This window comes from Microbacterium sp. NPDC012755 (assembly GCF_042901325.1).
GTDB lineage: Bacteria > Actinomycetota > Actinomycetes > Actinomycetales > Microbacteriaceae > Microbacterium > Microbacterium natoriense.
Map to the genome: position 1 here is coordinate 2,117,045 of NZ_JBIBCT010000001.1, position 11,694 is coordinate 2,128,738.

The window sequence follows — 11,694 nt, forward strand, 5'->3', positions numbered from 1 at the left end:
TCGACGCTACGGACGCGGCATTCCGCGTGCTTCTCGATTCCTGACCGGATCGGTGGAGGGGCGTGCGGCGACGATCACGGGGTGAGGACGTCGACCTCGGCCTGGGCGAGTGCCTCCGCCATGCCGGTCTCCGGGCGCGCGTCCGTGACGAGGTAGTCCGCACGATCGAGGGGCGCCACCTGGGCGAACAGCCGACGGCCCAGCTTCGAGGTGTCGGCGAGGATCGCCGTCCGCTCCGCCCGTTGGATCATCTCCGACATCATGGCGGCATCGCCCAGGTTCGATGTCGAGTAGCCCGCCTCGTCCACGGCGCCCACCGCGATGAGAGCCAGGTCGCACCGGATGTCGACCTCGGGGCCCCCGGGGGTCATGGTGAACGTCACCGGGCCGGTGGTCGCCTGGGTGATCGCTCTGACCGCCCCGCCGAAGACGTAGAGGTCGCGGAAGGCCGAGGGGGAGATCTCCGCGGGGATGCGGAGATTGTTCGTCGCGATGGTCAGGTCCTTGTGATTGCGGAGGGCTCGAGCCAGCGCGAGCGTCGTCGTGCCCGCGTTGATCATGACGACGGCGCCGTCGTCGATGAGGCCCGCGGCGACGCGCGCGATCTTCTCCTTCTCCTCCGTCTGCATCTGGAGCCGCACGTCGAGTGCGCGATCCTTCAGTTGCCCCTCGGCGGCGCTCACCGCGCCGCCGTGCGTACGGATCAGCACGCCCTCCCGGTCGAGCTGATCGAGATCCCGGCGGATGGTGTCGATCGAGACGTCGAAGTGCTCGGCGAGGTCGGCGACGGTGACCTGACCCGTCTGCTCGACGTACGCGGCGAGATCGGCCTTTCGACCTGCGGGGAGGCGGCGTCTGCGGCCGGTTCCGGATGCTTCCATGCAGTCTTCTTAGCACACGGTGCGCTTTTTCCCGCATGTTGCGGCAGAAAACAGCAAGAAGGGGATGCGCGCATGCGCCCTCGAGGCCGCGCGTCGGCAGGGCTGTACGCGAAATCGTGCAGAGAATCTCTTGACCTGGCCGCATATCTCGGCATAACATTGCTTAAAACCGCATGAACAAGCATTGAGGCGCGTGATGCGGCACGATCTCGAAGAGGAGAAGTGATGATGACAGTGGGACGAGGGCGGCGACGTGCTCTGACGCTCGCCAGTGCGGTGACCGCGACCCTGACCGTTCTCGCCGTAGCCGGCTGCTCCGCCGGCGACAGCGGATCGGGCGGCGATGCAGGCGGAGACGTCACGATCGAGTTCGCCCAGTGGTGGGAGCCCGAACTCCCCGACGGCGAGTTCCGTGCGCTGATCGACAAGTTCGAGGACGAGAACCCCGGCATCACCGTCAAGCTCGTCAGCGGCCCGTACGCCTCCACGAAGGAGCAGCTGTTCGCCGGTGCGGCATCCGGCACCATGCCGGACGTCGTCGGTCTCGACGGCGCCTGGGTCAACGACTTCGCGTCGCAGGGGGTCATCGCCGACCTCACGGCGCTCATGAAGGAGTACGACTACGACGACAGCGAGCTCGCCAGCCAGATCCAGGTCGACGGCAGCACCTACATGATCCCGGTGGTGAACTTCGTCTACCCGATGTTCACCAACGACACCCTGCTCGCCCAGGCGGGCGTCGACGCACCGCCGGCGACGCGCAGCGAGTTCGCCGACGCGGCCGCGAAGGTCTCGGCACTGGGCGGCGACGTCTCCGGCTGGGTGCTCCCGCTCTCGCTCGAGGCGCCGAACGGCGTGCAGAACGACGTCATGTCCTGGGTGTGGGCCTCCGGCGGATCGATGCTGAAGGACGGCAAGCCCGATCTCACCAACGACGACGTCACGTCGGCGGTCGAGTACATCGGCGGCCTCTGGGACGACGGGGTGATCGCATCGGGCTCCTTCACGATGAAGGAGCAGGACAAGGTCGAGGAGTTCACGAACGGCCGCGTCGGCATGATGATCGACTCGCTCGCGCACATCAACCTGATCAGGGAGACCAACCCCGATCTGAAGTTCTCGATCTCGGCGCTGCCCGCCGAGGACGGATACGACGGCGAGCGCGGCATCCCCTACGCCTCCTGGGGCATCGGCGTCGCAGAGAACTCCGAGCACAAGGAAGCGGCGTTCAAGCTGGTGTCGTTCCTGATGAGCGAGAAGACGAACTCCGAGCTGTCGACGATGGCCAAGGCGTTCCCCGGCAACTCGAAGTCCGTCCCGGACTTCGTGAACGACGACGAGCTCTTCAAGACGGCGTTCGACATCTACCAGGCGGGTTACCCGGCGAACGAGTTCACCGGACTCCCCGTGGCGGAGGAGCTCATGCGCCAGCTCGGAGAGCAGCTGCAGTCCGCCTTCGACGGGCAGCAGTCGATTCCGGACGCGCTCAAGAAGGCCCAGCAGGCCTGGGAAGCGGAGTTCTGACCCTCCCGCATCCCCTCTGAACGGGGTGCCGCATCGCACAGGATGCGATGCGGCACCCGACCAACCAAGGAGCACCGGTTCCCATGAGCCTGAGAACAACCGACGACACCGAGGTGATCGTCACCGGAGCCCCGCTGTCGCGTCGACGTCGGCAGCTGCGCAAGACCTCCGAGTCCTACGTCTTCCTCTCGCCGACGATCATCCTGCTCTTCGTGCTGATGATCGTGCCGATCGTCATGGTGATCGGGTACTCCTTCCAGGACAACGTCATCCTGAACAAGTCGCCGGAGTTCGTCGGCCTCGAGAACTACACGGGGATCCTCTCCGACCCCCGGTTCTGGAAGGCGACGGGCAACACCGTCCTGTTCACGGTGGCGAGCGTCGTCGCCCACCTCGTGCTCGGTCTCGCCTTCGCGATGATGCTGAACAGCCCGCTGCTGGGCCGGGTGTCGCGGGCGGTCTTCCGGGCCCTCTACATCCTCCCGTGGCTCTTCACGGTCGCCGTCATCGCGGTGCTGTGGCGCATGCTCCTCGCCCCGAACGGCGTGATCAACTTCCTGCTCAACACCGACATCGAGTGGTTGGCCTCCCCGCAGCTCGCCCTCGGCACCATCATCTTCATCAACATCTGGGCGGGGTACCCGTTCTTCATGGTGAGCCTGCTCGCGGGTCTCCAGGGCATCCCGACCGAGCTGAACGAGGCGGCCACGGTCGACGGGGCCGGCGCCGTGCAGCGCTTCTGGAACGTCACGATCCCGCAGCTGCGACCGATCATCGTCAGCCTCGTGCTGCTCGACCTCATCTGGACGTCGCAGCAGTTCGCCCTCATCTGGATGACGACCGGCGGCGGTCCGATCGACGTCACCGAGGTGCTGAGCACCTTCACCTACAAGCTCGCCTTCGCGAAGTACGACTTCTCGAGTGCGGCGACCTCCGCCGTGCTGGTCCTGCTGATGTCGATGGTGCTCGCCGTGTTCTACGTCCGTCATCAGAAAGCGAGGGACTGATCATGGCTCTCACCGCCACCCGCCGACGCACGGTCGCGAAGATCGCGGTCACTCTCGGTCTGCTGCTGGGCGCGGTCTTCGCCGCCGGCCCCGTGCTGTGGATGCTGTCGAGCTCGTTCAAGTCGAACACGCAGATCTTCGAGCTGCCGCCCCGGCTGATCACGGACACGTTCTCGTTCGACGCGTACATCGCGATCTTCACGAACCCCGAGACGATGAGGTTCTTCCTCAACAGCTACATCGTCGCGGGCGCCGTCACGATCCTGACCCTCGTCGTCGCCATCCAGGCCGCCTACGCGTTCAGCCGATTCGACTTCCGGGGCAAGCGCATCCTGAACGTGGTGATCGTCAGCGTCCAGGCCGTTCCGCCGATCACGCTGCTGATCCCGTACTTCGGGCTCATGGTCGCCCTCGGCCTCTACAACTCCTACCCGGGGCTCATCCTCACGTACATGGTGTTCACCCTGCCCTACGCGATCATCATGATGACCGGCTACTTCAACACCCTTCCCCGCGAGCTCGACGAGGCGGTCAGGGTCGACGGAGCCGGTTCGATGACGGCCCTGTGGCGGGTGCTCGTCCCCATCTCCGTGCCCGGGATCGTCTCCATCGGGATCTACACGTTCATGATCGCGTGGAACGAGTACCTCTTCGCCCTGACGCTGACCAAGTCGATCGACATGCGCACCGTCCCCATCGGCATCCAGCTCCTCATGGGGCAGCACTCGTACGAGTGGAACCAGATCATGGCGATGAGCGTGCTCGGCTCGATCCCCGTCCTCATCCTCTTCCTCTTCTTCCAGCGGTACTTCATCAGCGGGCTCACGGCCGGGTCCGTGAAGAGCTGACTTTTCCGCCGCTGCCACCCGCCACCACGAAACAGGAGAATCAAGTGCTCTACACCGGCAAGTCCATCCTCGACGTCGCGAACGCCAACAACTTCGCCATCCCCGCCTTCAACATCAGCGATTGGGCGATGTTCACCGGCATCATGGACGTCAGCGAGGAGAAGGAGGCCCCCGTCATCATCGCGATCCACCCCGACGAGGTCTCCCACATCACGACCGACCTCATCGCGGCCATGCACGCGCGGGCGCACCGCTCCAGCGTGCCGGTCGCGATCCACTGGGACCACGGCGGCACCTACGAGCAGATCATCACCGCCATCCGCTCCGGCTTCACCTCGGTCATGATCGACGCGTCGCTGCAGCCTTTCGATGAGAACGTGGCACTCACCCGCAAGGTCGTCGAGGCGGCGCACGCCGTGGGCATCCAGGTGGAGGGCGAGCTCGGCACGATCGGCGCCAACGACAGCTACGGCGAGTCGGGTGCCGCGGAGATCATCTACACCAACCCCGCGGATGCCGTGAGGTTCGTGGAGGAGACCGGCGTCGACAGCCTCGCGATCGCGATCGGGACGTCGCACGGTCTCTACCCGGCCGACAAGAACCCGGAGCTGCGCCACGACCTGCTGGAGGAGATCAAGGCCGCCGTCGGCATCCCTCTCGTGCTGCACGGCGGATCCTCGAACCCCGATGCGGAGCTGCGCCGTGCCGTCGAGCTGGGGGTCAACAAGATCAACATCTCCAGCGACATCAAGGTGTCGTACCACAACCGCATGCGCGAGATCCTGGGGACGGACGAGCGCCTTCGGGAGCCGAACGCGATCCAGCCCGAGCCGATCGCGGCGATGAAGGTCACCGCGGCGGAGAAGATCGAGCTGTTCGGGGCGGACGGCAAGGCTCCGCTGTACTGAGCGGCAGGACGGGCGCGACAGAAGGATGATCGGCGACGTGGGCAGGCGAAGACTCGTACTGGGACTCGGCGGGACCGTCGACTACGAGCTGCGGTGGGATTCCGCCGTGCTCGGAAGGCTGGCGCGGGCTCACGGGATCCGCAGGCACGAGGTGACCTCCACCTCGCCGATCGTCGACGAGAGGTCGCTGATCGTGTCGATCCTCGCGTTCGTCGCATCGGGGACAGGAGCGGAGCGGTTCGTGTCCGACTCGGCGGTGATCGAGTACTTCAGCGCGCACTTCGCGTACGACGTGACCCTCGGCGGCACCGGAGTGCGCGCAGGGCTCGCGCTCGCCGGACTCGGCATCCCGAGCACTCAGCACCTGGTCAGCATCGACGACACGGTGCGCAGGCTCCTGCCGGAAGCGGTCTCGTACGTGTGCTCGGCCGACGCCGACACCCTCGACCCGCACCTCATCGTGCAGTACCCGGCCGGAGCTCAGGTGCAGCTCGTCGATGCCGATATCGTCTCGCCCGCGTCGAACCGTCTCATCTTCGCGAACGATCCTCCCAATCGTGAGATGGCCATCGCCCCGGCGCTCTCCGCGGAGCTGACGGATGCCGGCGGATTCCTGGTCTCGGGGTTCAACACCATGCAGGACCACTCGCTCCTCGAGCGGCGCCTCGGCGAGCTGCAGGACGCGATGCGGACGCTGCCCGCCGACGCGCTGCTGTACTACGAGGACGCGGGGTTCTACACGCGCGAGTTCTCGGAGACCGTCCGTGCGCGGCTGCTGCCGCGGATCGACGTCTACGGAATGAACGAGGACGAGCTCCAGGAGTACGTCGGACGCTCCGTGCGGCTGCTCGATGCGGACGAGGTCGCCGATGCGCTGCGCGAGGTGCATGCGCTGATCCCGGTCCCGGCTCTCGTCGTGCACACGCGTTACTGGGCCGTCGCCGTGGGCCCGCAGGCCGCGCGCCACAGGAAGGCTCTCGACAGCGCCGTCAGCGTCGCCGCGACCCGCTACCGGCTCGGAGACGGCATCACGGCCGACGACGTGGCGGCGACGACAGGGCTCCCGCGTCATGAGGGCGGCGGCGAGCTGATCAGGGCGGTCGAGGGCTCTCTGCCCGAGGCGGCGGGCGTCGCGGCGTTCCACCTCGACGTGCTCGCTCCGACCACGGTCGGGCTGGGGGACACGTTCGTCGGCGGCTTCCTGGCTGGCCACGTCGAACCCGTGCGGGCGACGGGGCGGCGATCCTGATGCCGATCGCCCTGCCCTCGAACCGCCCTCGTGAACGCTTCTACCGTGGCGGGGTGCGGATCACGCGGTTCCGCGGTGAGGCCCCCGCGGCCGCACGCGAGCCGGAGGACTGGATCGCGTCGATCACCACGATCCGTGGCGAGAGCGACCTCGGCCTGACAGTCCTGCCCGACGGGCGGATGCTGCGGGATGCGATCGCCGACGACCCCGTCGCCTGGCTCGGTGCGGCGCACGTAGAGAGGTGGGGTGCGGATGCCCGCCTGCTGGTCAAGCTCCTCGACGCCGGTCAGCGCCTGCCCGTGCACGCGCATCCGCACGATGACTTCGCGGCGGCTCATCTCGGCCGGCCTCACGGCAAGGCGGAGGCCTGGTACATCCTCGAGGGCGGCGTCGTCCACGTCGGACTGCGCCAGGAAGCCGGGGCCGCGGTGCTCGCGGATCTCGTCTCCCGGCAGGATTCCGAGGGACTCCTCTCGCTGCTGCACGAGATCGAGGTCGCACCGGGGGACGTGGTCTGGGTGCCGCCGGGGGAGCTGCACGCGATCGGTGCGGGCGTCCTGCTGCTGGAGCTCCAGCAGCCAGAGGATCTCTCGATCCTCCTGGAGTGGCGCGGGTACGAGCTGGACGCGAAGGATGTGTGGCATCTCGGCCTCGGCTCCGATCTGGCCCTGAGCGCGGTCTCCACCGTCAGACGCTCGGAGCCCGAGATCGCGTCGCTCGTGCATCGGGCCCCGCGCGCCGGTTCGGTGTTCCCCGCGGAGGCCGACCGGTACTTCCGGCTCGAGCGGGTCGAAGTCGACGGCGCGACCGGTATCGCCGCGGGCTTCTCCGTCGTCGTGGCGACGGATGGGCGGATGGAGGTGGGCGGCGAGGCCGTTCACCGGGGGAGCGTTCTGCTCGTCGCCGCCGATGAGGGAGAGGTCGTCGTCGACGGGCGCGGCGAGCTGCTGATCGCCCGACCGCCGGCGCCGTAGGTGTGTGATCCGAGCTGAGGGGCGAGCTCGCGAAACGCAGGTGATCGCAGATTCATCATTGTGTTTGTGTTGTTCTCTGTTGTATCGTGTGGGAATCTTCCCTCAACAACGGAGTCGGCAATGTATGCACTGGAGCGTCAGCAGCTGATCGAGCGCATTCTGCTCGACGAGGGCCGTGTCGCCGTCATCGAGCTCGCGCAGCGCTTCGATGTCACGACCGAGACGATCCGTCGCGATCTGGGAGCACTCGAAGACGCCGGCGCCCTCGTCCGCGTGCACGGGGGAGCCGTCGCACGGGATGCCGACAGCATCGACGAGCCGACGGTGCTCGAGAGGACGCACCGGCACGGAGCGGCCAAGCAGGCCATCGCCGCCCGCGCCCTCTCCGCCCTGGGGAGCGGCTTCCGCGGTTCCGTCTTCATCGACGCCGGCACCACGACCGCGACCGTCGCCGACGCCCTGTCGGCGCGCAGCGCTCTCGCATCAGCCGGAGATGAGCGCATCGAGGTGGTGACGCACTCTCTCACGATCGCGCCCGTCCTCGCGGCGGCGGAGGGGATGTCCCTCACCGTCATCGGCGGTCGCATCCGGGGGATCACCGCGGCGGCCGTCGGCGCCGAGACCGTCGGAGCGATCGGCCGTCTCCGCCCTGACGTCGCCTTCGTCGGTGCGAACGGCATCTCCGCGGGATTCGGGCTGAGCACGCCCGACCCCGATGAGGCCTCCGTCAAGGCGGCCATCGTCCGCTCGGCGCGGAAGGTCGTCGTCGTCGCGGACTCGAGCAAGCACGACAGGGAGCTGCTCGTCACGTTCGCCGCGCTGAGCGACATCGACATCCTCGTGACGGATGCCGCGCCGTCGCCCGAGCTCGCGGAGGCGCTGGCCGAGGCCGGGGTCGAGGTCTGGGTCGCATGATCGTCACGCTCACCGTCAACCCGGCGCTGGATCGCACGATCACCCTCCGCGACGCACTGCGCCCCGGAGAGGTGCAGACCGCTGCGTCCGCCCGGGAAGACGCCGGCGGCAAGGGGATCAACGTCTCCCGGGTCGTCTCGGCGGCAGGCGTCAGGACGCGCGCGGTGCTTCCGCTGGCTGCCGACGATCCCTTCCGCGCCACGCTCAACGCCGCGGGCCTCGCGGTGCGCCCCGTCCCCGTCGAACGCCTCGCCCGCACGAATCTGGCGATCACCGATCCCGCCGGTGTCACGACGAAGCTGAACCTCCCCGGCGCCCCTCTCACCGTGGCCGACGCCGACGCGATGCTCTCCGCCGTGGTCGAGACCAGCGCCGATGCGGACTGGCTGGTGCTGGCGGGGTCGCTCCCTGACACGCTCGACGACATGTTCTATGCGGACGTCGTCCGTGCGGTGCGGGATCGATGGGGAACGCGCGCTCCGAAGGTCGCCGTCGACGCCTCCGGTGCCGCTCTGCGCAACGTCGTGGAGCATGCCGCCGTCGACCTCATCAAACCCAACGACGAGGAGCTCGCCGATCTCGTCGGGGGGCCGATCGATCAGAACGACCACGACGGCGCGGTCGCCGCGGTGGCGCGGGGGATCGTCCCCGGTCGCGTCGCGGCGGCGCTCGTCACGCTCGGCGGGGCCGGCGCCGTCCTGGTGACGGCAGACGGCGCCTGGTGCGCCGCGGCTCCGCGCATCCGCGTCGTGAGCACGGTCGGCGCGGGAGACAGCTCCCTCGCCGGCTACCTTCTCGCGGACCTGGCCGGCGAGCAGCCGGCCGATCGTCTGCGCTCCGCGATCCGCTACGGGGCGGCGGCGGCATCTCTTCCGGGCACCCAGGTGCCGTCGTCCGCCGATCTCGGCGACGACGACATCATCGTCCGCTCTCTGTAACCCTGACGACCACTGGAGGTCATCATGTCCGACACCATCACCGCCGAGCTGGTCAGCATCGATGCGGCCCTCGGCGCCGACAAGTCCGCCGTCATCCGCGCTCTCGCCGAGCGCGTCGCCGCACAGGGCCGCGCGAACAGCGCGCAGGGGCTCTTCGACGACGCCTGGGCGAGGGAGGAGAAGGACGAGACGGGTCTGCCCGGCGGCATCGCCATCCCGCACGCGAAGAGCGCGTCGGTGACGATCCCGACCCTCGCCTTCGCCCGTCTCGCGCCGGGGGTCGACTTCGGCGCCCCTGACGGGCCGGCCGATCTCGTCTTCCTTATCGCCGCGCCGGACACGGCCGCCGAGGCGCATCTCGCGATGCTGTCGAAGCTCGCACGGAGCCTCATGCAGGAGGAGTTCACCGGCGCCCTGCGCGCGGCTCGCTCCGCCGAGGAGGTCGTGACGATCGTGGCTGCGGCGATCAGCGATGAGCCGCAGCCGGAGGCATCCGCCGCCGTCGCACCGTCCGAATCTGCGGGAGCGCTCGCCGCAGACGGTGCACCGCGTCGCGCCCGCATCGTCGCGGTCACGGCGTGCGCGACGGGCATCGCCCACACCTTCATGGCCGCCGACGCCCTCACTGCGGCGGGGCGAGCGGAAGGCGTCGACCTCGTGGTGGAGCCGCAGGGATCGAGCGGGTACAAGGCCCTGCCGCAGAGCGTGATCGACGATGCGGATGCCGTCATCTTCGCGGTCGACGTCGACGTGCGCGCCCAGGAGCGGTTCGCCGGCAAGCCCGTGGTGCGCTCCGGGGTGAAGAGGGGCATCGAGGAGCCGGCGCGCCTGATCGCCGAGGCGATCGCCGCGTCGAAGGATCCGTCGGCCGCCCGGGTGTCGGGCGCCGCGTCGTCGTCGTCCGCTGCAGCGCCCGCGCAGGCGCAGTCCATGGGGTCGCGGATCAGGCGCATCCTGCTCACCGGCGTCAGCTACATGATCCCGTTCGTCGCCGCGGGCGGACTGTTGATCGCACTGAGCTTCCTGCCGTTCCTCGGCGGGTTCAACGTCAACAAGGACGATCAGGCGTTCGACATCGTGCTCGGCAACGCGCTGTGGGCGCTGCCCGACGGCGGCCTCGGCCAGTACATCGGTTCGGTCCTCTTCGTCATCGGCGCCACGTCGATGGGCTTCCTCGTCTCGGCGCTCGCCGGGTACATCGCCTTCGCGATCGCCGACCGGCCGGGCATCGCCCCCGGTTTCGTCGCCGGCGCCATCGCGGTGCTCATGAACGCCGGCTTCATCGGCGGCATCGTCGGCGGTCTGCTCGCCGGGTTCATCGCCTGGGCGATCGGACGCATCGACGCGCCGCGATGGCTGCGCGGCCTCATGCCGGTCGTGATCATCCCGCTGCTCGCCTCGATCGTCGCGTCCGGCCTGATGCTGCTGTTCCTCGGTCGACCGATCGCGGGGCTCATGCAGATCCTGAACGAGTGGCTGACGGGGCTCGCCGGCACCTCGGGCATCGTGCTCGTCGGTGTGATCCTCGGCCTCATGATGTGCTTCGACCTCGGCGGACCGGTGAACAAGGTCGCCTACGCGTTCGCGACGGCCGGTCTCGCCTCCGCATCCTCGGACAACCCCGCGCCGTACCTGATCATGGCCGCCGTCATGTGCTCGGGCATGGTCCCGCCGCTGGCGATGGCCCTCGCCTCCACGGTGCTGGCCCGTCGCCGGTTCACCACGGTCGAGCGCGAGAACGGGGTCGCCGCATGGCTGCTGGGCGCCTCCTTCATCAGCGAGGGCGCGATCCCGTTCGCCGCCGCCGATCCGCTGCGTGTGATCCCCGCGTCCATGCTCGGCGGCGCCGTCACCGGTGCGCTCAGCATGGTGTTCAGCGTGCAGTCGCTGGCCCCGCACGGCGGCATCTTCGTGTTCTTCGCGATCAATCCGATCTGGGGCTTCCTCCTCGCTCTCGCCGCGGGCACGATCGTGAGCGCGCTCGCCATCGTCGCCCTGAAGAGGTTCGTCGGAGCGGGAGACCCCGTCGCCGTCGCCGCCTGATCACGCACCCGACACCGCATCGAAGGAGAACAGAAATGACCGAACGCCAGGCCACCATCGCCAGCAGCTCAGGGCTGCACGCCCGCCCCGCGAAGCTCTTCGTGTCGGCGGTGCAGGAGAAGGGCATCCCGATCACCATCTCCCTCGCGGGCGGGGCCGAGCTCAACGCCGGCAGCATCCTCGCGCTGATGGGGCTCGGAGCCTCGAAGGGCGCCGTCGTGACCCTGCGATCCGACGCCGAGGGCGCGGAGCAGGCGCTCGACGAGCTCGTCGCCCTGCTCGAGACGGATCTCGACGCGGAGTGATCGTGCCGACGGCCGCCGGGAAGCCCCGGCGGCCGTCGTCGCGCGTCGCGGTCCGCAGCGCGGAGCGCCCGGGCACCGGAACGGATGCGATCCCGGCCCGGC

11 protein-coding genes are annotated in these 11,694 nt (G+C 68.6%); 10 read left to right on the plus strand and 1 reads right to left on the minus strand.

Going from position 1 to position 11,694, the window contains the following annotated elements; genetic code table 11:
* Positions 1 to 74 precede the first annotated feature (74 nt).
* Positions 75 to 881, minus strand: coding sequence for a DeoR/GlpR family DNA-binding transcription regulator (locus ACFY5A_RS09815; protein ID WP_341940010.1), 807 nt, complete (start codon positions 879 to 881; stop codon positions 75 to 77).
* A 225-nt stretch (positions 882 to 1,106) separates the two neighbouring features.
* Between ACFY5A_RS09815 and ACFY5A_RS09820 the strand changes: the two genes are divergently transcribed.
* The 10 genes from ACFY5A_RS09820 (at position 1,107) to ACFY5A_RS09865 (ending at position 11,592) form a co-directional block, all read left to right on the plus strand.
* The gene (locus tag ACFY5A_RS09820; RefSeq protein ID WP_105672724.1) at positions 1,107 to 2,405 is read left to right on the plus strand and encodes a sugar ABC transporter substrate-binding protein; all 1,299 of its coding nucleotides are present in this window, start codon (positions 1,107 to 1,109) and stop codon (positions 2,403 to 2,405) included.
* A gap of 83 nt (positions 2,406 to 2,488) precedes the next feature.
* Complete coding sequence (locus ACFY5A_RS09825) at positions 2,489 to 3,412, plus strand: carbohydrate ABC transporter permease (RefSeq protein ID WP_105672725.1); 924 nt, start codon at positions 2,489 to 2,491, stop codon at positions 3,410 to 3,412.
* A gap of 2 nt (positions 3,413 to 3,414) precedes the next feature.
* The gene (locus tag ACFY5A_RS09830; RefSeq protein WP_105672726.1) at positions 3,415 to 4,260 is read left to right on the plus strand and encodes a carbohydrate ABC transporter permease; all 846 of its coding nucleotides are present in this window, start codon (positions 3,415 to 3,417) and stop codon (positions 4,258 to 4,260) included.
* 44 nt (positions 4,261 to 4,304) lie between these two features.
* Positions 4,305 to 5,168, plus strand: coding sequence for a ketose-bisphosphate aldolase (locus ACFY5A_RS09835; RefSeq protein WP_105672727.1), 864 nt, complete (start codon positions 4,305 to 4,307; stop codon positions 5,166 to 5,168).
* Positions 5,169 to 5,205: 37 nt separating this feature from the next.
* Complete coding sequence (locus ACFY5A_RS09840; protein ID WP_387233555.1) at positions 5,206 to 6,417, plus strand: ADP-dependent glucokinase/phosphofructokinase; 1,212 nt, start codon at positions 5,206 to 5,208, stop codon at positions 6,415 to 6,417.
* Positions 6,417 to 7,391, plus strand: a complete 975-nt coding sequence (locus ACFY5A_RS09845; RefSeq protein ID WP_387233558.1) for a carbohydrate kinase — start codon at positions 6,417 to 6,419, stop codon at positions 7,389 to 7,391. The genes ACFY5A_RS09840 and ACFY5A_RS09845 overlap by 1 nt, the downstream gene beginning before the upstream one ends.
* A 120-nt stretch (positions 7,392 to 7,511) precedes the next feature.
* Complete coding sequence (locus ACFY5A_RS09850; RefSeq protein WP_387233561.1) at positions 7,512 to 8,306, plus strand: DeoR/GlpR family DNA-binding transcription regulator; 795 nt, start codon at positions 7,512 to 7,514, stop codon at positions 8,304 to 8,306.
* The gene (locus ACFY5A_RS09855; RefSeq protein ID WP_341940005.1) at positions 8,303 to 9,244 is read left to right on the plus strand and encodes a 1-phosphofructokinase; all 942 of its coding nucleotides are present in this window, start codon (positions 8,303 to 8,305) and stop codon (positions 9,242 to 9,244) included. Before ACFY5A_RS09850 ends, ACFY5A_RS09855 begins: the two co-directional genes overlap by 4 nt.
* A 24-nt stretch (positions 9,245 to 9,268) precedes the next feature.
* Complete coding sequence (locus tag ACFY5A_RS09860; protein WP_387233564.1) at positions 9,269 to 11,287, plus strand: fructose-specific PTS transporter subunit EIIC; 2,019 nt, start codon at positions 9,269 to 9,271, stop codon at positions 11,285 to 11,287.
* A gap of 35 nt (positions 11,288 to 11,322) precedes the next feature.
* Positions 11,323 to 11,592: an HPr family phosphocarrier protein gene (locus ACFY5A_RS09865; protein ID WP_105672733.1), complete on the plus strand. Its 270-nt coding sequence runs from the start codon at positions 11,323 to 11,325 to the stop codon at positions 11,590 to 11,592.
* Positions 11,593 to 11,694 lie beyond the last annotated feature (102 nt).